Below are 23,631 nucleotides of genomic sequence, written 5' to 3'. Positions count from 1 at the left end.
TGCTGACTCCTCTCAGCGCTTCTCGACGATATGGCAGTCGTCGCAGGTTCGTGCCGCAAAGGGGGGATGGAGCGTGTCCTTGAAGAACTTGGAGTCCTTGGACGCGTGCGGGTTGTGGCAGCTCACGCAGTTGATCCCGTCCGGGTTGATGTTCAGGTGGTCCTTGCCGAACTGTTCCGACTTCAGGTCGTGGCACTCGCTGCAGGTGGTCCTGACCGGCTCGGCCAAAAGGGACCCCTCAGCGGAGAAGTGCGGCCGGTGGCAGGTTGTGCAGTCTTTCTGTGCAGGCTGGTGCGGCGTTTCCTTCCCCATCTTCTCCTTGATCTGCTTGTGGCAGGTGAGGCAGAGGTCCGGGCTCGGCGCGAGCAGCAGGCGGTTCAGCTTGGACTTGTGCGGGTTGTGGCACTTGGTGCACTCCCCTCCGTTCATAAGGGGGGCGTGCTTGCTCCCCTTGCCCTTGAGCCCCTTCTCTATGTCCAGATGGCAGGAAAGGCAGAGCGCCTCCTGTTTCTTGGCCAGCATCCCGGGGGTGTTGGACGCGTGCGAGTCGTGGCACCCGAGGCAGTTCTTGCGTTTGAAGGGTGCGTGGTTGGAGCCTCCGGTTTCCTGCTCCATGAGCTTTGCGTGGCACTTCGCGCAGAGGTCGTCCGCGGGAGCCTTGAGCAGCGCACCCTGGGCGGAGGCATGGGGGGCGTGGCAGGCCACGCAGTTGCCGTTTAGCACTGGGGCGTGCGTGTGGTTTTTCTTGAATGCGCTCTCCTTGTCGCTGTGGCAGCCGTAGCAGACCGTGTCCATGCGCGCCTTGACCATACCGTGGATGTTGGAGCCGTGCGGGTTGTGACACGATGTGCAGTCACCCTCGGCGAATGGGAAGTGCACGTCGCTCATGGACTGGCTCTCCTTCACCTTGGCGTGGCACCCGTAGCAGAGATCCGCCCCCTGGGCGACCAGGAGCTTCTTCCCTGCCGCGTGTGGCTTGTGGCAGGAGAGGCATCCCTTCCCCGTGGTGACGGCGGCATGCGGGGCGGTCATTCCGGCCCCCTTTTCCTTGTGGCAGCCGATGCAGAGCGCGTTGCCGTCACGGACGGTGAGCTTGGAAAACTCCGAGGTGTGCGGGTTGTGGCAGGAGAGGCAGTCCCCTCCGCTGAACGGGGCGTGCTCGACGCTTCCCCCCATTTTGAGTTTCGTAGCATCGTGGCACTGGTAGCAGAGCTCGCTTCCTTTCTGGGTGACGCCGAAGGGGTTGTCCGCGGCGGGGGCGTTGTGGCAGCCGTCGCACGACGCGCTCTGCACCGGGTCGTGGACGCTTCCCTTCAGGAGCTTGGGCTTTTCGGAGGAGTGCGGATTGTGGCATACGGTGCAGCGCGCCTTTTCCACCGGATAGCCGCCGTGGGCTTTTTTGAAGCCGGCGCCCTTGCTGTCGTGGCACGACAGGCAGAGCTTCGGCTCCGCCTGGGCCAGAAGGTTCTTCTGGTCCGAGCTGTGGGCGACGTGGCAGGCCTTGCAGCCGTCACGGGAAAGCGCCTGGTGCACAACCTTCTTCTCGAAGAGTTCCTTCTTGTGGCACTGGTAGCAGACCTGGTTCCCGTCACCTTTCAAGAGCCGGGCGGACTGGGATGCATGGGGGGAATGGCACAGGGTACAGCTACCGTTTTTCAAGGCGCTGTGCACGTTCGCCTTGTTCATGCCGATCTTATCCTTGGGATGGCACTTAAGACAGAGCGCGTTGCCCGACTCCTTCAAAAGGAGCTTGGGCACGATGCCGTGGCGCAGGTGGCACTCCTCGCACTTCTGTTCCTTTACGACCGGGTGCACGTCCTTCATCCCGAGGTACTGCGTCACGAACTTCTTGTGGCAGTCAAGGCACCCCTTCTTGGCGAAACTCATTGCGGCGTGGCTCGGGCTGGTGCAGAGCACTATGGCTGCATAGAGCAGGGCTGCGACGACGCCGACCGGAATCCCGTATTTACTCTTCTTTCCCGACATGGTCTCTCCTTGCTCGCTCTACTGCGCCGGTTCCGCCAGGTAGAGCTTCACCTGGTATGCCTTGCGGAGCTTTTCTCCCCACTCCTCGATGGATTTGTTCACCTTCTCCCCGTAGAGCTTCTTGGCGATCTCCTTGCGAGCGCTCTCCAGCGGGGCGGGCTTGGCCGGGATCACGTCTTGTACCGCCAGCACATAGCTGTACCCCTCTGGGCTCGTGTAGAGCCTGAAATCGCCGCCTTTCGCACCGGCCAGGGCGAGTTGCACTGCCGGGGCCAGCTTCTTGGTGATCCAGGGGGTGTCGCCGAACTCGAGTCGACCCTCGCTTCCCGACGGCACCTGCCCTGCGGCGTTCGCGGAAAGCCACTGGAATTCAGCCCCTTTTCTCAACTTCTCGGCCGCGCTTTCGGCGTCCTCGCCCTTGGCGAACACGAGCTCCTTCAGCTTGATCATCTCCGGGGAGGAGTAGTCGGCCACGTGTGCCTTGTAATAGTCCTCCACCTCGCCGTTGGTCACCTTGATTTCCGGCACCACTACCTTGTCGATGAACATGCCGAAGACGATGGAATCGCGGTACTTCTTGTTCGCGTTTTTGTACTCATCGCTCCGGTCGATCCCCTGTTTGAGTGCTTCCATCTTGAAAACCCTTGCCAGAAGCATGTCTTCCAACGCGGGGACCTTCCCTTCGTTCACCTTCTTGATCTTGATGGCCTCGCCGATGCCGTGGAAGAATTTCCCCCTGATGGCGGCGGCTAGGTCGCCGACCGTGATCGGTTTTTCGCCGCGGATATCCGCCACGACCCGCCGGTCTTTCAAAAGCTTGTCGAAGCCTGGGCGAGGCGCCTCGAAGTCGAGCTTGTCCAGCACCTTCTTGTGCAGGGTGACGTACTTTTTCTCCAGGTCTTTCCAGTACTGGTCCAGAACCTGGTTGCTCTTAAGCTCGAGGGCGCGCTGAGTCGCCTCCTCGAGCGCCTGGTCGTTCCCCTTCGGAAAGCGGACCTCCTGGAGTTCCACCAGGGTGAACGCCGGCCCGACCGGGAGCACCGCGGTCACCTCGCCATCCTTCATGCGGGACAGGGCCTGGGCGATCTGGGGCAGAAGTCCCTTGGGCTGCACCCATTCTCCCTCCTTGCCCCCCTGGACCTGGCCCGCGTCGATCAGCTTGTCGGCCAGGGGATCGAACTTCCCGCCTCCCTTTAGCTGCTCCGCGAGCTTATCGGCGTCATCCTTCTTGTCGAACTTGACCGACCTGATCTTCCACTCCTTGACCAGGTCCTGGTAGATCCGGTCCACGACCTTCTGGTCCGGTTTGACCCCATCGAGCTGGTGCCTCTTCAGGATTTCGCCGAGGCTACTTGCCGAGAAGTCGCTGATCCCTTTTTTCGCCTCGGGCAACTCGTCGAGCCCCATGTTGAACCCCTCGGCCATGATGAGCCGCGCGCTTACCAGACGATCGAGCACCGACTGGTAGTTTTTCTTACCCGCCTTGGTATCGGCTCCGGAACCCGCCCCCTCGTGAATGCTTCCGAGGGCATCGGTGAACTCCTGCATGAGGATGGGGTCATCGTTCACCAGCGCGATCGGGGTCTGAGCGAAGCGCGGTGAGAAGGTCGGGGCCTGGAGCAGGACCGTCACCCCCTCCTTCTGGGGGGCCGGCTTCCCTTTCTCACTGCTTCCCTTTTCTTGCACGGTTTCCCGGGGCTTGGCGGCCAGCGTGGCCGGCGTCTTTGTGGCGGTGGCGGCAGCTTCGCCGGCCCAGGCCGGGGTCCCCGCGCAAAGTGCCGTGATCAAAAGTAACTTCATCGCATTCATGTTCATGGTCCCTTCCTTCATGTGTGTAGTGCGGTGCACTGCTGTCCGTCGTGCTCTCTGCCTATCCTTATGCCGCGGCGCGCTTGCCCGCTAGCGGCCGAGGCTTTCTTCAACCGCCTGGTGCACCATCCCGGCGGCCAGGGCGCTTGCCGTTACTATCCTGCCGATATCGAAAAAGCGGACTCGGTCCATCCCGGTCCGGTGGTCGCCCATGGACCAGACCGCCCGGCGGCTGCTCCGCTCCAGGAGCAGCGCGGAAAAGTCGACCTTGGGCGCAGCCTGGGCCCCCTGCAGGTCCTCGAAGTCGTTGACCTCGCCGGTGAGGATGAGGTCCGTGCTGAGCATCCCGAAGAGGAGCTCCGCGTCTGCCAGCGAGACCCCGTCCTCCATGATGATCCGGTAGCGCAGAAGGTCTTCGCGTACCGTCCCCGGCTCGATCACCTGGAACCTCCCCTGCCTGACCAGCTCGCCGATGAAGTGCAGCGCCAGGATCTCGCCGGCGTAGCCGTGGTTTCCCTTGTCGAAGAAGGGGAGCACGGCCACCCGGTAACTCCGTCCCGGTTCGAGCGGGCGGGCGAGGTACACGGAGTCCGATCCCAAAGACACCCTCGGAATTGGCTGCGGCTTTTCTCCGGTCAACGCCTCAGCCAGCAGTTGGATCGCCCGGTCGGTCACCTCTTGCGGCCTCCTAACCAGCCCCACACCGAGAAGGCCAGGGGCGTCGTTTCCCGAGAGCGCCACGCTCTCCATGTGCACGATTCTCGGGGTCTCCTCCGTAGTCACTAGGCGTGAGGTGAGGGCGACCCGGGGAGGGAAGGGGGTGCGGTAGAGCTCCACCTCGGTAATGAGCACCCCTCGCGCCCCGGTCTCGCGGCGTAGCGCCTGCGCCGTGGCCGCGTCGATCCCCCCCACATAGCGCAGACGGTGCCGCGCCATGAACTGCTCCAACTGCGCTTCCGGTAGGATCTTCATGCCCCGCAGGGCAAGGCGCCTGGCGAGCTCCTGCCGCAGTTCGGTGACCGGTGCTGTCCCGCCGCTTAGGTTTTGCAAGGGGAGAATGGCCACGCCCCCCTCTGCGTTGCCCGCCTCGTCCCCGGTCCATGCGGCACGGCGCAGCGGAGCACAGCCGGCGACGAGCAGCACGAGTAGAAGGGCGACGAGGCTACTGAAAGAGTTTCTTGATGGCATCGTTAACCGCCCGCTCGGTGATGTCGTTCATCGGTTCACCACCGCCGCCGAAGAGCCGGTCCGTGATGCCGATTCCCCCCATGGTGGTTGAGGCGGACCAGACCACCTTGCCGGTCTGGGTCTCCAGAAGCTGGAAGCTGAGGGAGATGCTGTTGGCAGCTGAGCTTCCGGAACGGACCTCCCCGTACTCTTTTACCGTGCCGGTGATGACGGCGTCCGCCTTGATCACCCCCGCCACCTTGGTGAGCTCCTCGGTGCTGGGGGCGACCGGGTTACTGATGCCGACCCTGCTGATACCGCGGGCGACTTCGCCCGGGGGGATGACGTACAGTGCGCCGGTTGCCAGGAGCTTGGTGGTGAAGACGTCTCGAACCCGCTCCGCCGCGGACGTCTCGCGGGTCAGGTTGGCCAGCGGCATGATGGCGACGGTGTGCAGGGCCCCGAAGTCCATGTTGGCGTCGCGATACACCTCTGCTGGACCGGCACAGCCGGCCAGGGCAAGAAGAACGAGGGTTATGATTGGCGGTATCCATCGCTTGGGCATAACGTGCTCCAGTGTGCGTTCCTTTCCTAGAACGAGCTCCTGAGCACCGCGCTTATGGTCTGCGAGCTCTCGGTGCCGGAGGAGGAAGAGGTGTTGAGTCTCTGATAGGACGCATCCAGGGTGGTGCGCGGTGTTATCTTCCAGGTGAGCCCCGGTGTCAGCATCTTGCTCTTTTGCTGGTTCAGCGAGGCCAGGTTCTCCGAGTAGGCGAAGTTGAACTGCAGCGTGCCGTCGGGGAACGGGGACCAGTTGATCCCGTAATTCTGAAAGGTGGTGCCAGCCTGACCGCTTTGCTGCAAAAGCGAAAAGGAGCTGGTCAGGTAGAGCGTGGTAAAGGGGCGATAGGTGAGGCCGATGTCCTCGCGCTGTGTGCTGATGGACGTGTCGCTGATACCTGCACCGGTGGCTAAGGAGCTGTTCCAGCTGTAGTTCGCGTTGAGACTCAGGTCGCCGCGGGGCTTCAGGTTCACCCCGAAGAGGGCGTTGTAGGCCCTGATCCGTGCTCCGCTGTCGGTGCTGGATAGGCTCAGGCCGCCGCTGGCATTGAGGTTCACCCCCTGGTAGAGCTCCGCGGTGTTGCTGATAAACAAGGCGTCAGCGCCGCTTGTCTTTCCTTGAAAGGACTCGCGGCGCCCGGAGTAGGTGATGGTGTCGCTCAGGGTCGGCAGGGGAGTCATGCGCAACAAAGCGCTGTAGACGAAGGCGCCCCGGTGCCCCTTCGGTTCCTCGCTGTCCTCCCTGGCTCCCCTCGCGCTCCCGGAGAGCCAGTCGTTGAAGCGGTGCTCCGCCATGAGGGCGTTACTCACGGTCCATTTGGTGAAGCCGTTGGGCAAAGAGCTGGTCAGGAAGAAGGAGCCGTCGTAGTAGAGCGCCGGTGAGTCGGTCAGCCGGACCTTCACGTCCGTGTTCAGCATCTGAGAAAGGACGTTGCTGTTTTTCTGCACCGATGCCGCCGGCACCTCGTCGAAGGCCTGGATCTCGGTGACAAAGAGGTTGAAGGATGGGGGGAAGCCGATGATGCCGGGGGGGACCTGCGCCGGGTCGAGCGGCGCAGCGACCACCTTCAGGTAGCGGGTGGCGACCGGGGCGAACTTGATCTCGAAGCGGTTCTGGAACGGGTCCAGGGTGAGCCCGGTGACGGTGCTGACCGGGGCCCAGGCGAGGTTGTCCTGGCTTTGGTAGACGGTCCAGGTGTACTGCCGGGCGATGGCGTCGGGGAGCCTTTGGCCGTTGGAAGTGGCGACCCAGAGCAGCACCCGGTTCACCGTTGTCTGCGGGTTCTGGAAGTCGAAGCCGAAGTTTCTCTTCGCCTGCGGTCCCGGCTGCGGGCCGAGGTCGATCCCCGCACTCTTATCCAGGTTGCCGTCGACGAGCAGCGGGTAGCTCCCCAGGGTGGCGGTCTCGGGGACCACGTACTGCTGCCCCGGGCCGGTAAGGGCGGCGAGCCCGGAAAACGGCAAGAGCTGCTGGTCCACCATGCCCCTGCCGCTGGACGAGGTGGCGGTACCCTGCTCGCTCACGTTGTAGGTGGAATAGAGCGAGACGCGCTCGTCGAAGAACTGCCCGCTGTAGCTTGCCGTGCCGGTGTGGGACAGCTGGGATACGTCGAGCCCCAGGAGCCTGTCCTTTTGGTCGTTGTAGTTGAAGAGGTATTTGAGGTCGAGGTTCTTCACGTTGTAGGTGATCCCCAGCGTGGCCCGGTCGTTGCTGCTGTCCTCCAGCTGACGCAGGCCGTCAAAGGTGTTGATCCTGGTAAGGAGGAGGCTCACTGCCGGGAGTCCCTCCGGCCGCCACCCAAGGGAAGCGTGGTACTCCTCGTTGTAGCGGTCGGGAAGGGAGGTCCCCGCGGTGGAGTCGCTCTCCTTTCTCTTGCTGTAGCCAAGGCTTGCGTTCAGCATCGGGCTTCCCATGAGCAGGTCCACGCTCGGTAGCGACGTGGTGATAGAGGAGCGAGCCTCTGACCCGTTGGCGGTGAGCCAGTTGCGGTCGCTTTCCCACAGGTAGCCGGCGCGCAGGGACAATAGCGGGAGAAAGCTCTTGTTCAACATCAGGCTGTACTTCTGGGTCAAACCGTCCCCCTTCTGGGCGCCGCTAGTGCCGGTTGCGTCCCGGGTCTGTGACTGGAGGTGGCTGTAGTCCCACTCCAGGTAGCCGTTGAGAAGGTCCGCCGAGGCACGTTGCGGCTGCAGCAGACACCAGAAGAGGCAGACAAGGCAGGCGTTGGCTAGTCGCAGAGCTGCCCCTTTGAACATCGTGCCGTGCACCGGACGGTCACCTTTCGCCCATCAGCGCAAGCCGGTGCGGGGGTGCGGGGAGCTCCAGTTCGTTTTCCAGGCGGTAGCTCACGAGGTTAACGAGCTGCACCCGCCTGCGCGCGGGATTTACGGCGTACAGCCTGTTCTCGTCTGCGTCGATGGTGAGGTACGCCGGGCTTCCCCCCAGCGGCACGGTGGCGATGGTGTTGAAGGTGAAGGGCTCGAGAGCCTGCACCCACGCATCGGACTTGCGCCCGGTGTAGACGATGCCGGAGCGCTGGTCGACTTTCAGGGCGCACACCCCCATCCCCACGTAGTACCTCCGCTGTTGTGCCAGGGTGAAGGGGTCGAGGACGTCCAGGTACGAGCTGAGCGCGTGTGCCGCGTAGAGCTGGTCGCCGCTGCGGCTGAACGCGCCGTGTCCATCTCCGGGCGCGCTCCCCACCGTGGCGCTTACCGCCCTGCGCGCGAGGTCGAGGACGGTCATGGTGCTTGCGAAGCTGTTGAATACGTACCCTCTCTGCCCGGTGGGGTCGATGAGCACCGAGGAGGGGGCATCCCCCACCGCCAGGCGCCCCGTCTCGAAATACCCCTGCGGGTCCACAAAACTCACCGTGTTGGAACCCTTGTTGACCGACAGCAGCGTCTTGCCATCGGGGGAGAGGGCTAGTTCTTCCGGGGAGTCGCCGGGTGTGAGCCTGATCCTGCGCACCTCTTCGCCGGTTACCATGTCGATCACCTGCAGAGCGTCATCCCCGGAGAGGGCGACGTAGGCGCGCCTGCGCTGCTGGTCGAATATGACGCCGCGGGGAGCCTTGCCGGTGGCTATGAAACCGGCGACCTCGGCCGACTGCTTGTCGAAGATGGCGATGGCGTTGGCCTCTGGGATGGTGACGTAGCCAGCCAGCCCGACGACGGGCCTGCGCGGCTCACGGACGGTAAACACCGGGGTAAATCTGAAACCGGCCCCGATGGAGTTGTCGTAATCAAAGGAAAGTGAGAGCAGGAGCGCTTTCTGTTTTTGCACCGTGAAGGGGGCGTTGACCGTCACCCGTTCCGGTGCCTGCAGGGCCGCGCTCCCCTCCTCGCGGCGCAAAAGCGGGTGCGAGATGCGCAGGGCAAGGCCCGTGTAGCTTCCCGGGGGGAGGGTGGATGAGCCGAGGAAACGCTGCCGGGTAAGCTCTGCAGGCTTCACCTCCTTCAGCGCCAGGGGGACGGGAAACTCAACACCGTCCTCGCGCACCGCGCTGATTCCTTCCAGGGTGAAGCTCAGGCGCTCCGCCGCCGGTGGAAAAGGGCGGGTGTAGAGATAAAGCGCCCCCTCTTCGATGAGGGGCTGCCGTAGCGAGACGAGCTGCGTCTGGCATCCGGCCAAAAAGGCAGCCAGGACGATGGCGATGAGACGTATCTTCATAGGGGGCCACGCTGCCGGGGCGGGGCCCCGGCTTTGGGATCATACGATTTCCGTGAGAACCGGGCTGGCCCGAAGGCCAGCCCGGTTGCGGCATGGTGAGGCGCTAAGGCCTCGTTAAACGGGGTGCCTCGTTAGTCCTTGGCGTGGCACTTGTTGCACAGGGACCGCTGGTAGGTAGCGTAGACGGTAGCCGGCCTCTGGTAGAAGGTTGCCTGGACCTCGTTCATGGTGCGGCCAAGGCCGTAGGACTGTGCCGAGGTGTTGGTGGAGTCGGTGCCGGGGTAGGCGCCTGCCACGGTGAGGAACTCGGTCTTGTTGGTCCAGCGGGTCATGCTGTCCCAGCCGGAGGCATGGGCCCTGTGGCAGGAGAGGCACATGACGTTGGAGTTGCTGTCGGCGCCACCTTTCTGGGAACCGTCGTTGACGGAGTGCAGGGCCAGGTTGGCGCGGTTGTTGGTCCCCTCTTCGAAGGGCACCATGGAGGTGTAGGCGCCGGCCACGGTGCCGCCGAAGTTGCCGGAGCTTACGTAGGCGTTGTAGTTGGCAAGGATGTTCGCACCCAGGGTGGAGTCGCTGCTGGCCGGGTGGATGAGGCTAGTGCCGCCGTCATAGTTGGCGGTGGAGTTGTGGATGTTGGTATGGCAGTTGGCGCACCACTCGGACATACCGGTACCGTACGCTACGCGGGTGTCGGTGCTCGCCTCGGAGCGGTTGTAGGTGGCCGGTGCGACGGCATACGGAGGCAGTGCTGCAAACGGCTGGATGCCTGCGACGCCCGCCACGGAATCCGGGAGGTATCCCGGGCCACCCAACAGGCGGTAGACGCCGACCGCCTCGGTGGTGGTCGGAGCAGCGCCGTAGGAGCCGGAGCCGTTGATCGGCAAGGAGACCGCTACGTCGTTGGCTCCGTTGTAGCCGGTGCCCGCGACGACGGGGCGCTGCACGGTGCCCGATGCGTCGACGATGCGGTACTTGCCGTGGGGATCGTGGCAGCTCGAGCAGGCCAGGTTCGCCGCGGGGTAGTTGCCGCCCGGGGCGGTGCTCAGGGTGGAGTCGGGGGTGATGCCGAAGTCGGCGGCGACGACGTTGTGGCCGTGGCGCTCGCCAAGGCTGGTGGTCGGGGTGCCGTGGCTGTTGTAGTTGAAGGTTTCCTTCACCCAGGCGAAGTCGCCGCCGGGGGTGTAGTTGGAGGGAACCGTGCCGCCCGCGGCGGCGTCGGTGGTCATGATGTGGTAGCTCCCTGCCTTAGCGGAGGTGGTGGCGTGGCAGTTGAGGCAGGTCGAGCTCTGGTCGCTGCCCTGGAGCAGGTAGGTGACCCCTTTGAGTTGGGTGGCGTTGCTGCCGGTGCCCATCGCCTTGTTGCCGGAGGAGTTGTGCATGGTGTGGCACCCGTCACAGTACGCCACGCCGCCGTCATGGTAGGCGAAGGCGCTGCCGGAGGCCAGAAGGGTAAGGACCGCTGCTGCTGTCAAAGACTTAGCTGCTTTCATTGTGTCTCCTTTTCAATCCAAAAAATGCAAAGATTTAGTTACCAACTGCACCGTTTTGAGTACTGTTCGCTTCTTCTCACCCCCCCTTCGTGCTGGTCGCTGACGGCTGGGTCTGGAATACCCGGTAGACGCTGACGCCCCTGGCCCGGCTCTGGGCCACGTAAACCCGGTCATGGTTGACGACGAGTTCCATAGGAGCAATGAGGTTTCCCGGCTCCAGTCCCCTAAAGCCGAACTCGGCCTGGAAACTGAAATCCCTGTCGAAGATCATCACCACGCAGCGCAGGGTGTCGGCCACGTAGATGTTCCCCCGCTCATCGGAGGCGATGCCGCTTACTATGTTGAACTTCCCAGGCGTGCTGCCACGCATGCCGAAGGAACGTACTTGGTGGCCGGGAGTGACCAGGTAGGCGGAGAAGAAGACCGGCACCGTGAAGAGGAGATCCCCCTCGTTGTCCACGCTGAAGCCGACCATTCCGGATTCGCTTATTTGTTTCTTGCTAAACCCGAGGATGGTTCCCAGGTCGTATCCAGAGCCGAAGCTCCCCTCCCGGTCGGTCAGCGCCACCTTCATGGTGTTCCTGTCGACTAGGTAGAGGCGATCCCCGTGCCAGCAGATGGTGTCCGGTACGAAGTCAGTTGCGTACTCGGGGGGGAGCCCCTTCATGGCAAGCCTCGCCTTTGGTTCCCCCCGGTAGTCGCAACGGGTCACCGCGTAGCTTGCGTTGGACCGGGATAGGACGAAGATCTCACCGCTGTCTGCCACCGCCACCGCGGTTATGTTGCCGAAATCGCCGTTGTCGCCGAAGCGGTACACTTCCATGCCGCTGTCATTGAAGACCCGTACCGACCGGCCGGCAGGGTCCGCGACGTAGGTCTCCTCGTCGCGCCGGTCGACCGCGAGGTTGACCCAGTTGTATGGGATCGCCCCGTTGAAGTCCGAAAGTGTGTAGAGATAGGCCGCTCTGAAGAGAGCCGCCGGGGCCGGGGACGCCATGGCGGTCAGGAAGATGAGAGAGAGCAGCATGCCGCGGTAAATCTTGTACATGTGGAACCGATGATCATCCTGGGGACGACGCATGTGGCGGAGCACCACAGGTGTCCGAAGCATACGACACGCGCCATTTCCGGAGCGTTGCCGCAACGTTGCCATTTGGTAATGTGCTGTTCTTTACCTAAAGAGTTGGGTTTGATGGGGATGATAGCTGAAGAAGCCTTACCGGAATCTGTTGCCGACATTACCATTTGGTAAGGTTGCTGCGGGGCATGGTCCCGACGCGCAGGCATTACGGGCAGGAAAGAAATGGTGCGGCAGGGCGAGGTTACGGCAGGGCGAGGTTACGGCAGGGCGAAGGTAACGGCAGGTCGAGCGTGACAGGGGAGGTCGAGCGTGACAGGGGGGCGGGGCGGAACTAGGCGTCGGGCGGGGGAGGGGGGAAGCGGAGCAGTATGGCCGTGCCGTGATCCGGGGAGCTTTTGACGGAAATGGTCCCGTGATGCAGCTCCACGATGGATTTCACGATGGACAGGCCGAGTCCGGAGCCTTCCGGATGCAGGGTCCGGTGCCGGTCCCCGCGGTAGAACCGGTCGAACACGCGATCCACTTCCTCGGGCTTCATGCCGTGGCCTGAATCGCGCACCTGGACCTCCTGAGAGCCGTCCCCGGTGGTCAGCGTCCGGACCTCGACGACGCATCCGGGCGGGGAATACTGCAGCGCGTTACCGACCAGGTTGCTGACGGCCCGTTCCAGCATCTGGGGGACGCCGTACATGAGTCCGCTGCCGCTGTAGCTGATAGCGATCCCCTTGTCTTCGGCGACCGGTTCGTAAAAAGCGCAGACTTTCTCAATCTCTTTGGCTGGATCGAAAAGGACGAATTTGAAGCGCTGGGTGGGGTGATCCGCGCGCGCCAGGAACAGCATATCGTCGATCAGGCGCGACAGACGATGATACTCCTCGACGTTTGACTCGAGGGTCTTTCGGTATTCCTCTGGGGGGCGGTCGCGGGTAAGGGCGACCTCGGTCACCCCGAGCAGGTTGTTTATGGGGGTGCGCAGTTCGTGGGCAAGGTTGGAAGAGCTCTGGGAGAGCTTGGTGAACGACTCCTCGAGCCGCCCCAGCATCTCGTTGAAGGCCGATGCAAAGTGCCTCAGTTCAACCGGCCACTGCAGCGGGTCGAGGCGCTCGCTGATCCGTTCTACCGTTATCTGCTTTGCCACTCCAGTGATGTCACGCAGGGGCGACAGCGCCTTGCGTGCGACGAGGACTCCGACGCCGGTTGCCGCCACTATCCCACTTATGAAGATGATCACCAACTGGACCTGCTTCTTGCGGATGGCCTTTATTTCGGCGGTGACGTCGAGGCCTATCTGGATGATGCCGCCCGTAGGATGCCCGACAGGCTCCAGATCGCAGCTGATCAGGTATTCTCGGCCGTTGACCGCATGCAGGTAGCGGGTGGTTATTTGGCGGGGGTGGGTCAGGACGCAGTGGAAGAGGCTCGACGGGAGTACCTGCGACATCCCCGGCGTCTCAACCAGAAGCCGTCCGGAGCTGTCCTCGATGCGGATGTAGTACTCCGGGGTGGCGACGTTGATCCCCTCCCACTCGATGTCCTTGCGGATGGTTTCCAGATCGCCAGGACGGTCGGAAAAAAGAGCACGGTAGGTTTGCAGTCGCGCCTGGACGAAGTCACTGTCGGCCTGTTCCATCACCTGGTACATGGACCAGGTGATGTAGGTGATGCCGCCCAGTAGGGTTATCACCGCGGACAGGATATAGAGAAGGGTGAGCCTGCCGGTGATGGATAACTTTTTGAAGAAACTGCAGGGGCTGCTAGCGCTCTTCAAGGACATAACCGACTCCACGAATGGTGTGAATCAACTTTTGTGGGAACGGATCGTCCACCTTGGTGCGCAAGCGCCGGATTGCCACATCCACCACGTTGGTGCCGCTATCGAAGTTCATGTCCCATAGCTGATCGGCGATGACGGTTCGGGTAAGCACCTCTCCCGCCCGGCGGGCCAAAAGGGAGAGCAGGGAAAATTCTTTGGGGGCAAGGTCAAGGCGGGTCCCGGAGCGGAAGGCCCGGTGCCGGTTCAGGTCGATGGTCAGATCGGCGATCTGGAGGGTATCCTCGTTGCGCAGGGGGCCGCGACGCAGGATAGTGCGCACCCTGACCAGCAGTTCGGCAAAGGAAAACGGCTTCACCAGGTAGTCGTCGGCACCCAGTTCCAGACCTTTGATACGGTCGGTGACGGTATCTCGCGCAGTCAAAAACAGCACCGGGAGTCCCTTGCCGTGCTGGCGTATCTCCGTCACAACGGACCAGCCTGAGCGCTCGGGGAGCCCGACGTCCAGGATGACGAGGTCGTAGGTTCCCGTGAGGACCAGATGCAGGCCGTCCTCACCGTTAGGCGCGGTGTCGACGACAAATCCGTTTTCGGTGAGCCCTTTTTTCAGGAATGTCGCTGTCTTTAACTCGTCTTCTACGATCAAGAGGCGCATGGATTATCTCACTGCCACAATTGCATGTGGCTCGATCACAGGTGCCCTCCATCTGGTTGAGAAAATTACATTGTATGTGAGCCTTGCAAAACGCAGACACAGTCCCTATTCGATTCTATCCTTTAAACAATGTTTTTTTCAACGTGTTTGGAACAAACAATGGCAGAGGGGGGGTATCTCTGTAAGAGATAGCTAATGCAAGGGCGCTGGATTTTGCCAGTAGCCGGAAGGTCACACATTCAAATTCAGTCCCGGCAACCAAGCAATTACATCCGCGCATATCAGCTTTTCCATTCTCTCGATTTGGTGACCCTGTCGGCACCGTAACCAGCTAGTTCTCCCCGCTTTCTATACCGTACGATATAGGAAATCTTCCCCTTTTGGTGTAGGAAAATATGCCTATCGAGTAATTGTGCCTAACTTAGTTTTATTGTTAAATAACAGGCAAATGTACCAGTAGGTATCTGCACAGACACCCGCTTTTATATTTTTCCGAAACTTTATATGACGTATGACAGCAGGAGATGCCGACTTGAGTTTCTTAGAGCAAAGGAAGGCAACACGGTTCGACGGCGGGATACTCCTTGGTTGTTCGGGCAATGGATCATTAGTATTTAATTTCAGGAGGGGAAAATGAAGAAAAGGGTATCGTTCCTGCCGATGGCTGCCATACTTCTAGTTGCGGCTCCGGCACTGGCTGCTCCATCGACCTGCCAGAAGGCACAGGCTATTATCAATCCAGGCAACCAAGTAGGCGTCAAACCAGGTTCAACGGTTTTCCTTGATGGCACCAACTCAAACCCCAAGGACAACGTCGCCTGCGCATGGCGATCGCTGGATTCCCCGGCGATAACGATCAGCAATCAGAACACCTGCAACGCAACGTTCACGGCGCCAGAGGTAGGCCCATCCGGACAGACATACAATTTTGAGCTGAAAGTCACTTCGCTGGAAACAGGTTGCTCGTCCCAGGTTGACACTAAAACGACCAGCGTTTCGGTCCTCAACACCAACCATCCTCCCGTGGCCTCCGCCGCGGTTGTTGGCGGTGTTCTCCCATACAGCGTGAACGAGGGGGCCCTGGTAACACTGGACGCCAGCGGTTCGTCAGATCCCGACGGCGGCGCCTTGTCCTATTCCTGGGAACAGATAATCGATCCGGCCAATCCGGTTACGGCTGTGACCATCAACAACCCCAAGGGCATCTCGGCTACCTTCACCGCTCCGCCTGAGCAGTACCCCAACGGTGAAACCCTGAGATTCCGCTTGACTGTTTCGGATGGATACCTTTACAACTCGACGGACGTTCTGGTTCAAGTCATGTCGGTCAACGTTGCGCCCACCGCAAAGGTGTCTTGTCCGGAGACGGTGAACGAAGGGGACCCCATTACCCTCAAAGACCAGGATTCGTCCGACCCCGACGGCGGGCCCTTGACGTACCAGTGGAGTCAGTTGGAAGGGCTTCCGAATGCTGACCTGAGCCAGACGGATCTGACCGCTTCTCAAATCGCTTTTGCCGCGCCCAAATTAAGCTCTTTCCCCTATGACAAGATGACATTCGGACTGACAGTGACCGACAACGGGAAACTCACTGCCGATGCCTCCTGTCAGGTGAAGGTCAACGACATTACGCCGCCGGTTATCAATGGGGTCCCCGAAGTTGAGGTCGTCAAGGAAGCCACCTCGGCGGCGGGAGCGGCGGCAACCTTTGCCCCCACAGCGCACGATGCCTACTACGGTGACGTGGATGTCATCTGCGACCCCGTAACTGGCAGCACCTTCCCTCTCGATGTTACGACTACAGTGAAATGCAGCGCCAGCGACTTGGCGACGCCTCCCAACAAGGCGGAGGCTTCTTTCACGGTCAAGGTGGTGGATACCACTCCGCCTGAGCTGACCTTGCCTGGCAATATCGGACCGACTGAAGGCAACACCCTTGAGGGCGCTACCATCAATTACGCCGAAGCCGTCTCGGCACTCGACCTAGTCGACGGGAAGGACGCGGTGAATTGTCTGCCGACATCCGGAGCGGTTTTCCCGGTTGGAGTTACTGCGGTAAATTGCAGCGCCAGTGATGTCCACAAGAACCGGGCAAGCGGAAGCTTCTTGGTGACCGTACAAGACACAACGCCGCCTTCCGTCGCGTTTGCAGGCAACATCGCCGACGGCGACAGCTTTTATTTCGGGCAAGTCCCGGCTGCGCCGACCTGCACTGCGAAGGACATCGTTTCGGGAGCGGTGGAGTGCCAAGTTTCCGGCTACAGCACCTTAGTCGGCACGCACACCATGACCGCAACAGCCAAAGACAAAGCCGGCAACACAGGAACATCGACTCGAACCTACACAACTGAACCCTGGACTCTCAAAGGGTTCTACAACCCGGTTGTGATGACCAGCGGCACCCTAAACACCGCTAAAGGTGGGTCGACCATCCCGCTAAAATTCGAAGTGTTTATGGGCTCGACTGAACTGACCAATATCTCGTCAGTTTCCAGCGTCCAGACACAGGTAATAGGCTGCGCTACTGTTGCGGGTACGGAAGACCCTGTTGAAGCAACCACCACCGGCAGCACTGCGCTCAGATACGACACCACGGCAGGGCAGTTCGTGTTCAACTGGCAAACCCCCAAAGCACCTGGTAGCTGTTATGCAGTTACCGTCACCACGCTCGATGGCTCGAAGATTGTTGCCAACTTCAAGCTGAAATAACCATCGCTGTATCGATTGTAAAAACAGGAAAGGCGGTCGCCGGTATGCCGGTGGCCGCCTTTTGTGCGCCAGGCTGGCCGAGGCTTCGAACAAAGCCTTAACCGGCGCCCAAAGATGGCCTACAACATAGTGTCCCACAGTCAGAGGCCGCAGGTGGGCTAGCAATGCCAATGGTGGGTTAAAGTGCTCATCGCAAAGGTTGGCCGCACATAGTGTGCACTTCTCTTTTTGCGCCGGTATGTCAGAGCTAGACATAGGACCTTTCGCACTTTGACTTTCCATACTTCAGTAATAGCATTGCTGAAGACAAAGCCAAACCTCGGGTGACCGGGGGACGGAAAACCACGGGACTTACTCCAGGTCACTCCAACAGTCGGCCGGGTTGCCGGAGCTTCCTTTGCAGGAGGCATCTAGCGCCCGGCATTTTTTTGTCTTGCCTTTGCGGAAACCGCATGCTCCGGAACTGCACATACTCCACACCTCGCTGCAAAAAAGGAGAACAGGCATGAAACTGAACCGATTCGTGACCTCTGCGTTTTTGGGCTCCGTCCTCATTTACGTCCTGCTCATTGGTCTCAACGCAGTAGCTTGGGCGAGCCCGCCTGCAGCGGCATCGTGCGATCAAGCCGACGTCTACGAAAAGCTCAAGTGCAAACATGACGGTGTTGCAAGCCAGATCGAGTTCATGACAGGCCTTTTTCAGGAAGGGACGCTGCTGGGGGATAAGCTTACGACCGGTCAGCGCGGGCAGATGAAAGGGATGAAGATGAAGACGGATCGCTCCAAAAACAAAAACGGTGCGAGCGACTTCAAGAAGCTGGCAAAGAGCGAGGCCAAGTCGAACAAGGGCGTGTGCTATCGGGTGCCACTCACGGCCCAGGACGATCTCATCAACAACGACGGCATCTGCGACTATGACCAGGGCAACTCCAACGCGAAATGTGCTGCAATCGATCTGGACGGCAATAACAACAAGCAGGCCTGCAATCCCTTGAAGAAAAACAAGGGGAAGGGACAGGACGGCCTCGAATGTGACCAGATCTGTAACGCTGATGAAGCGGTTACCGATGCGGAGCGGTTGGAGATGGAGGCGGAAGCTGCACCGATGGATCAGGCCTACGGTTCACTTGAGGGCGAGCTTCACAAGGTGAATGGTGACTTGGAAGAGCTGAACGCCGCTTCGCCGCAGGCCTTAGTCTCCCTCTCGGCTCAAACCGTACCCAGCGGCTGTGAGGCACCTGCTACGACTCCTGGGCTCGACCTTGCGGCCGGCATATTGAGACAGGTTTCCGTCACGGCACGTGGATTGGCCGGCATGTCGGGAACCGGGTGCGAACAGACTGCGGTGGCACTGGGGTTTGGCGGAAACGGCAGCGTAGTATGTCTCGTCTTTGAGACAGCGGCGTCGATTTTGGAAATAGCCTACACCACGGTCGATGAGATACTCAAAAGCGAGGAAAGCGCATTGCAGTCATCGACGCTTTCATGTCTGCAAAAGACCGCGGGCAGTATCGACAGCGGCTTCACCACCCTGTATGCGCAACACGCGGACATAAAGCATAACGACGACAACAACGCATTGTTAATTAAGAACAACAACAATGCCAACACCGCGGCCCTCATGGAGAGGATCAACCAGTTGCGTAACGAACTCGTGACGATCCTTAGCACGCCGCAAGGGCAAAGGACGCAGTTTCCCGTCAAATAGACCTTGAATGACAAAGGCGCCTGGTTTTCACCAGGCGCCTTTTTACGTCTTGCGGCCATTGGAGATTGGCCCGTGGCAGTTAACCCACCTTTACGCCAGGACTAATCCTGCACCGGAACGGGAACTAGCAGGGCGTCTTCTTCATCCGCAGTCTCCGGCTCCGCTCCCAGGTCTCCCTCCCACTTCGCGACGACGGCGGTGGCGATGCTGTTACCGATTACGTTGGTCGCGGTGCGCCCCATGTCGAGGAACTGGTCGATCCCCATGATGAGCAGCAGGCCCGCTTCCGGGAGGTTGAACATGGGGAGCGTCGCGGCAACCACGACCAGGGAGGCACGCGCAACACCCGCCATACCCTTGCTGGTAAGCATCATGACGAGGAGAAGGGCGATCTGCTTGGAGATGGAAAGTTCGATGTTGTAAACCTGGGCGATGAAGATGACGGCGAAGGCCTGATACATCATGGACCCGTCCAGATTGAAGGAGTAGCCAAGCGGCAGCACGAAACCGGACACCTTTTCCTTCACGCCAAAGCGCTCAAGGGATTCCAGGGTCTGGGGATAGGCCGCCTCGCTGCTCGCGGTGGAGAAGGCAATCATCATCGGTTCACGGATGAGCTTCAGGAGCGTCCAGGTGGAGTTACGCAGGAACAGGTAGCCTGCCCCGATCAGCACGGCCCAGAGCACGACGAGCCCGATGTAGAAACTACCGATGAACTTGCCGTAGGTGGTGAGCACGCCAAGCCCCTGCACCGTGATGCAGGAAGCCATTGCGGCGAAAACACCGAGCGGGGCGAAGCGCATGACATAGTCGGTGACCTTCAGCATGATGTTTACCAGCTCTTTTACGAAGGCGACGACGGTCTTGGTGGCGTCATCCTTGAACGAGGCGATGGCAAACCCGAAGAAAACCGAGAAGATCAGGATCTGCAGGATCGAGTTCTTCGCCATGGCATCGAGGAAGCTGGTCGGGAAGATGTTGGTGACGAAATCCTTGAAGTTGAGCGCGGCAACGTTGAGATTGGTGGCGGCACCGGTGGCCGGGGCAGGGAGGGACGTGCCGACGCCGGGCTGGAACAGGTTGACGAACGTCATGCCCAGCACGAGGGAGATCACCGAGGCACACAGGAACCAGCCCATGGCGCGCACACCGATCCGACCGATGGCTTTCGAGTCGCCGTTGCCTGCGATGCCGGAGACGATGGTCCCGAAGACCAGCGGCGCGATGATCATCTTGATCAGACGCAGAAAGACCGACGAGATGATGTCGAAGTACCCTGCAATGGTTTTGGCGGCCTTGGCGTCGGGCGCGTAAAGGTTACAGAAGTAGCCGACGACGATACCGAGGATCATCGCCACCATGATGTACAGGGTCAGTTTGTTCTTTTTCATACCGCGGTCTCCTTCAGGTTGAATTGCATTGTTTGTCCCCATGTCACAGCTTTTCATAAAATACTTTTCTAGATCCTGCAGTACCCCTCTGATAGCAAGAGAACTGCCAACATGACGTCTAAAAGGTAATTTGCCGTAATTGCGGGAGTTCCCGAGAATACGGGCAAGGTAGGAGGTGCGCAGGGGGGTATAACCTGTACGCGGCAAGGTGGCGTGTGCGGCTGGCTTTCTTTTTGATTCCAGGTGGTTGAAGCGGATTTCTGAAGGTTATAGGAAATGCGCAGGTTATAGGGGTTTTCGTGGTGGGGGTGGCCGCGGACTCTCTCACGGCCGCTGATGCGGCGCGAGAGGGTAGAACCACGTTGGGTGATGATGATTACGGTGAGGAATCGCCTGTCTTTTTAAGGCGTTTGCTCAGCGCGGGTTGTGAGATGCCGATGAGCCGGCAGGCGATGGACTGGTTTCCCTCAGCCCGGCGCATCGCTTCGGCAACCAGAAGATCGCTTACCTCGTGCAGGGGCGGCAGCGGTTCGGTAGGGACGAAAACGCTCCGTTGTCCATGCGCGTCAAGACGCACCGGCGGGTTCCGGTCTTTCCCCAGCACCCTTTTGAAGGTCTCCATGGAGAGCATGTGCGCCTCGTGGCGGCTCATCGCGTCGTACACCAGCGCCCGCAACTCGCGCACGTTGCCCGGGAAGGAGTAGTTGGTCAGCAAAACGGGGAGTTCCTTCGGGACGGTGGGTTTTTTCTTGTTGAGCTCCCGGGCGGCCTCGTCCAGGAAGTGGTCGAAGAGGAGCGGGATGTCGTCCGGGCGCTCCCTCAATGCCGGGATGTGTATGTGGTGACCGCACAGACGGTAGTAGAAGTCCTTACGGAACTCTCCGGCGGCCTGCTTGGCGGCCAGGTCGTGATGCGTCGCCACGACCACCCGTGCGTTCATCCGCTTCGGCACGTCGCTGCCGAGGGAGAAGTACTCGCCTTCCTGCAGCAGACGCAGCAGTTTGACCTGCGAGGTGATGGCGAGGTCCCCGATTTCGTCCAGGAACAGGGTTCCGTCCGCCGCCCGTTCGATCATCCCGCTGCGAGGAAGTTCAGCCCCGGTGAAGGCACCTCTTGTGTGGCCGAAGAGCGTGTCGCTGAAAATCTGGTCGTCGAGCCCCGCCACGTTCACCGAGACCAGTTGCCCCGGGCGGCGGCTTACCTTGTGGACCGCCCGTGCGACGAGTTCCTTCCCCACGCCGCTTTCCCCCGTGATCAGAATCGGCTGACTGCTCCCGGCCACGGCCTCGATGTAGCGGAAGATCGAGAGCATGGCGCGATCGGCCGTAAGGATATCGGCGAAGGCCTCGGCGTGTTCCAACCGGTCGCTCAGGATCCGGGACTTCATCTCGGAGTTTTCACGCTGCAGGTCGATCATGCGGATGGCGCGGTGGATTCCCTGAATCAGGCGTTCCTCCTCCACGGTCTTCACGAAGAAGTCGAAGGCCCCCTTCTGCATGCACTCAACGGCGACGGAGACCTGGTTCAGCCCGCTCAGCACGATGACCGGGACGTCCGGATGCTGTTCGATGATGGTTGGGAGCAGGTCCTGTCCTGAGAGGTGCGGCATGTTCAGGTCGAGAAGGACGAGGCCGATGGGGCGTGACCGGAGCAGCTCCAGGACCTTCCGGCTATCCGAGCAGCGCACCACGTTGTTGATGCCTCCGGACATGGCGAGCGTCATGCTGATGCTGCGCAGCCACGCTTCTTCGTCGTCCACGAGAAGGATCTCGAAGGATGGGGTGAGTGACTCGATCATGCTCATGCTCCTTGCAGGGCGGGAAGCGCCACCCGTACCGTGGTCCCTTCGCCTGGCCGCGATTCGAATATCATGGTCCCCTCATGCTCCTTGATGATGGACGCCGAAACCGAGAGCCCGAGCCCGGTTCCTCCCGTCTCACGTTTTGTTGTGAAGAACGGATCGGCGATGCGGGAGAGGTCTTCCTTAGGGATGCCGACTCCCTCGTCCCGGACCAGCAAAAGGACCTCTTTGAGTTCGGGATCGTAACCGGTGGTGAGGAAGATCCCCTTTGCCGGATCTGGGAGCGCCTGGCAGGCGTTGAGAATGAGGTTCACCACCACCTGCTCAATGCGCTGGGCGTTGCCCCGGACCGCCGGAAGTCCGTCGGCAAGGTTGGTGACGACGTTGCCGGTGGTCTTGCGGATCGAGTTGTCCACGAGCCTTAGCGCCGCCCTGACTACGTCGTTTAAGAGCACCGACTGGTCCATCTCCGAGGTGTCCTTGCGTGCGAAGTCCTTCAAGTCCTCCACGATGCGCTTGATGCGCGTCGCCCCGTCCTGCATCTCGTCTATGAGTAGCGGGATGTCCTCGCGGAACTGTGAGTAGCGTAGCCCGCCGATCATGAAATCCCCTTCCTGCCGGAACCTTTCCTCAAGGTGCTCTTCGGCCGAACGGAAGATCTTCTTCAGTACCGGGAGGTTGTAGAGCAAAAGCCCGGTGGGGTTGTTGATCTCGTGCGCTATCCCGGACACGAGGATGCCAAGCGACGCCATCTTGTCCGCCTGGATCAGTTGCTGCTGCTGCAACTGCATCTCGCGGGTGCGGTGTGCGATCTCCATTTTGAGCGTGCGGTTGATGTAACCGATGGCGCTCAGTAGAAGCAAAAGCGGCAGCGCCGTGATGGCGGCGTATGTGACGATTTTGCGCCAGGAGACGGGGCTTGGTTCCAGCGCGCCGAGCCACTTGTCGTGGATCTTCTCGTAGCGCCCGGTGTTTTTCAGGATGGTGAGCCCTTCGCTGAACTGCGAAAGGATCTGGTCGTTACCCCTTTTGACCGCATAGGCATACGGCTGACCGGCGAAGAGCCTCCCCACCGGGACGATATTGGAGAGGCCGAACTCGCGGCTCAGGTATAGCCCGGGAAGGTTGCCGACCAGAGCGTAGTCGTGCTTTCCGGCGGCTAACTGGCGCAGGGCGTCCACGTGGGTGTCGACCGGGAAGATCCTGGCGCCGATGTTCTTTTCCAGGAGGTAGTCGTGCATCATGCCGCCGTTTTGTACGAGGACATCCTTTCCCTTCAAGTCGTTCAGGTCGCGGACCGGCTTTGTGCCGCGGCGGGCGAACACCGATTGGTTGATGATGGAGTGGGGCGGCGAGAACTCGTAATCCTTGGCGCGCACCTCCGCCTGGACCATCCCCTGGAGGATGTCCACCTCGCCCGTCTGCAGCGCCCGGCGCATCTCCTCCCAGCGGCCCAGGCGGATCTCCACCGTCATCCCCATCACCTCGGCAATGGCGCGGGTGAGGTCGACGTTGAAACCGGCAGGGTGGCCGTCCTTGTCGATGAACTCATAAGGGGGATAGTTGTGATCGCCGCCGACGACGATGGTCCCGCCCGCCGCAGCCCATCCGGAGCACGGCACGAGCAGTAGCAGGGCCGGCAAGAGAAGGGCCGGCAAGAAGCGTCGCATGTAAGATAGGAGGTAAGCCATCGTGTACCGGGAACGAATCAAGTGGAGCTGGTTCTCCTGAGTGAGGTGGAGCAAACAGTTTGTCATGAAGAGATAGAGGCGCTGACGAGCGTACTATCAACCGACGCGTCTGCGCAAGCAGAAACAACGAGATTTCGG

At 60.7% G+C, this 23,631-nt stretch carries 15 protein-coding genes and 1 riboswitch; of the genes, 2 read left to right on the top strand and 13 right to left on the bottom strand.

Annotated features, from left to right (window positions below; translation table 11 throughout):
• Positions 1-12: 12 nt before the first annotated feature.
• From E8K79_RS05495 to E8K79_RS05445, 10 genes are all read right to left on the bottom strand, one after another.
• Entirely contained in the window at positions 13-1,986 is a 1,974-nt protein-coding gene (locus E8K79_RS05495) for a cytochrome c3 family protein (RefSeq protein ID WP_136513821.1), read from the bottom strand.
• Positions 1,987-2,004: 18 nt separating this feature from the next.
• Positions 2,005-3,801: a peptidylprolyl isomerase gene (locus E8K79_RS05490; RefSeq protein WP_162604601.1), complete on the bottom strand. Its 1,797-nt coding sequence runs from the start codon at positions 3,799-3,801 to the stop codon at positions 2,005-2,007.
• 84 nt (positions 3,802-3,885) lie between these two features.
• Positions 3,886-4,983 carry a hypothetical protein gene (locus E8K79_RS05485; protein WP_136513819.1) on the bottom strand — a complete coding sequence of 366 codons (1,098 nt, stop codon included), beginning with the start codon at positions 4,981-4,983 and terminating at the stop codon, positions 3,886-3,888.
• A complete protein-coding gene (locus E8K79_RS05480; protein WP_136513818.1) occupies positions 4,958-5,527 on the bottom strand; it encodes a GNA1162 family protein in 570 nt (189 codons plus the stop codon). Before E8K79_RS05480 ends, E8K79_RS05485 begins: the two co-directional genes overlap by 26 nt.
• A 26-nt stretch (positions 5,528-5,553) precedes the next feature.
• Positions 5,554-7,791, bottom strand: a complete 2,238-nt coding sequence (locus E8K79_RS05475; protein WP_162604600.1) for a hypothetical protein — start codon at positions 7,789-7,791, stop codon at positions 5,554-5,556.
• A gap of 7 nt (positions 7,792-7,798) precedes the next feature.
• A complete protein-coding gene (locus E8K79_RS05470; RefSeq protein WP_136513816.1) occupies positions 7,799-9,196 on the bottom strand; it encodes a YncE family protein in 1,398 nt (465 codons plus the stop codon).
• A 131-nt stretch (positions 9,197-9,327) separates the two neighbouring features.
• Positions 9,328-10,686 carry a cytochrome C gene (locus E8K79_RS05465; RefSeq protein WP_136513815.1) on the bottom strand — a complete coding sequence of 453 codons (1,359 nt, stop codon included), beginning with the start codon at positions 10,684-10,686 and terminating at the stop codon, positions 9,328-9,330.
• Between the two features lie 76 nt (positions 10,687-10,762).
• Complete coding sequence (locus E8K79_RS05460; RefSeq protein WP_136513814.1) at positions 10,763-11,734, bottom strand: NHL repeat-containing protein; 972 nt, start codon at positions 11,732-11,734, stop codon at positions 10,763-10,765.
• A 364-nt stretch (positions 11,735-12,098) separates the two neighbouring features.
• Positions 12,099-13,541: a heavy metal sensor histidine kinase gene (locus tag E8K79_RS05450; RefSeq protein WP_136513812.1), complete on the bottom strand. Its 1,443-nt coding sequence runs from the start codon at positions 13,539-13,541 to the stop codon at positions 12,099-12,101.
• Positions 13,522-14,193: a heavy metal response regulator transcription factor gene (locus E8K79_RS05445; protein ID WP_136513811.1), complete on the bottom strand. Its 672-nt coding sequence runs from the start codon at positions 14,191-14,193 to the stop codon at positions 13,522-13,524. The genes E8K79_RS05450 and E8K79_RS05445 overlap by 20 nt, the downstream gene beginning before the upstream one ends.
• Positions 14,194-14,826: 633 nt before the next feature.
• On the opposite strand from E8K79_RS05445, the gene E8K79_RS05440 reads away from it, so the two are divergent.
• Both E8K79_RS05440 and E8K79_RS05435 read left to right on the top strand, forming a co-directional pair.
• On the top strand, positions 14,827-16,902 hold the full coding sequence (locus tag E8K79_RS05440) for a PxKF domain-containing protein (RefSeq protein WP_136513810.1): 2,076 nt from the start codon (positions 14,827-14,829) through the stop codon (positions 16,900-16,902).
• Positions 16,903-17,203: 301 nt separating this feature from the next.
• A riboswitch (cyclic di-GMP riboswitch) is annotated at positions 17,204-17,292 on the top strand.
• 115 nt (positions 17,293-17,407) lie between these two features.
• Positions 17,408-18,610: a hypothetical protein gene (locus tag E8K79_RS05435; protein WP_136513809.1), complete on the top strand. Its 1,203-nt coding sequence runs from the start codon at positions 17,408-17,410 to the stop codon at positions 18,608-18,610.
• 101 nt (positions 18,611-18,711) lie between these two features.
• Here the strand turns inward: E8K79_RS05435 and E8K79_RS05430 are convergent, their stop codons facing one another.
• From E8K79_RS05430 to E8K79_RS05420, 3 genes are all read right to left on the bottom strand, one after another.
• The gene (locus E8K79_RS05430) at positions 18,712-20,001 is read right to left on the bottom strand and encodes a dicarboxylate/amino acid:cation symporter (protein ID WP_136513808.1); all 1,290 of its coding nucleotides are present in this window, start codon (positions 19,999-20,001) and stop codon (positions 18,712-18,714) included.
• Positions 20,002-20,377: 376 nt separating this feature from the next.
• Positions 20,378-21,799 carry a sigma-54-dependent transcriptional regulator gene (locus E8K79_RS05425; protein WP_136513807.1) on the bottom strand — a complete coding sequence of 474 codons (1,422 nt, stop codon included), beginning with the start codon at positions 21,797-21,799 and terminating at the stop codon, positions 20,378-20,380.
• A 2-nt stretch (positions 21,800-21,801) separates the two neighbouring features.
• Entirely contained in the window at positions 21,802-23,514 is a 1,713-nt protein-coding gene (locus tag E8K79_RS05420; protein ID WP_246043727.1) for a transporter substrate-binding domain-containing protein, read from the bottom strand.
• Positions 23,515-23,631: the final 117 nt, after the last annotated feature.

It is taken from the genome of Geomonas edaphica (assembly GCF_004917075.1).
Lineage (GTDB): Bacteria > Desulfobacterota > Desulfuromonadia > Geobacterales > Geobacteraceae > Geomonas > Geomonas edaphica.
The sequence above is the reverse complement of the archived record's forward strand: the minus strand, read 5'-3'. Positions and strand labels throughout refer to the sequence as shown.

Coding starts and splice junctions, on each gene's coding strand:
- E8K79_RS05440 (WP_136513810.1), top strand. CDS start 14,827: ATGAAGAAAAGGGTATCGTTCCTGCCGATGGCTGCCATACTTCTAGTT.
- E8K79_RS05495 (WP_136513821.1), bottom strand. CDS start 1,986: ATGTCGGGAAAGAAGAGTAAATACGGGATTCCGGTCGGCGTCGTCGCA.
- E8K79_RS05480 (WP_136513818.1), bottom strand. CDS start 5,527: ATGCCCAAGCGATGGATACCGCCAATCATAACCCTCGTTCTTCTTGCC.
- E8K79_RS05460 (WP_136513814.1), bottom strand. CDS start 11,734: ATGTACAAGATTTACCGCGGCATGCTGCTCTCTCTCATCTTCCTGACC.
- E8K79_RS05485 (WP_136513819.1), bottom strand. CDS start 4,983: ATGCCATCAAGAAACTCTTTCAGTAGCCTCGTCGCCCTTCTACTCGTG.
- E8K79_RS05490 (WP_162604601.1), bottom strand. CDS start 3,801: ATGAACATGAATGCGATGAAGTTACTTTTGATCACGGCACTTTGCGCG.
- E8K79_RS05445 (WP_136513811.1), bottom strand. CDS start 14,193: ATGCGCCTCTTGATCGTAGAAGACGAGTTAAAGACAGCGACATTCCTG.
- E8K79_RS05450 (WP_136513812.1), bottom strand. CDS start 13,541: ATGTCCTTGAAGAGCGCTAGCAGCCCCTGCAGTTTCTTCAAAAAGTTA.
- E8K79_RS05435 (WP_136513809.1), top strand. CDS start 17,408: ATGAAACTGAACCGATTCGTGACCTCTGCGTTTTTGGGCTCCGTCCTC.
- E8K79_RS05465 (WP_136513815.1), bottom strand. CDS start 10,686: ATGAAAGCAGCTAAGTCTTTGACAGCAGCAGCGGTCCTTACCCTTCTG.
- E8K79_RS05430 (WP_136513808.1), bottom strand. CDS start 20,001: ATGAAAAAGAACAAACTGACCCTGTACATCATGGTGGCGATGATCCTC.
- E8K79_RS05470 (WP_136513816.1), bottom strand. CDS start 9,196: ATGAAGATACGTCTCATCGCCATCGTCCTGGCTGCCTTTTTGGCCGGA.
- E8K79_RS05425 (WP_136513807.1), bottom strand. CDS start 21,799: ATGATCGAGTCACTCACCCCATCCTTCGAGATCCTTCTCGTGGACGAC.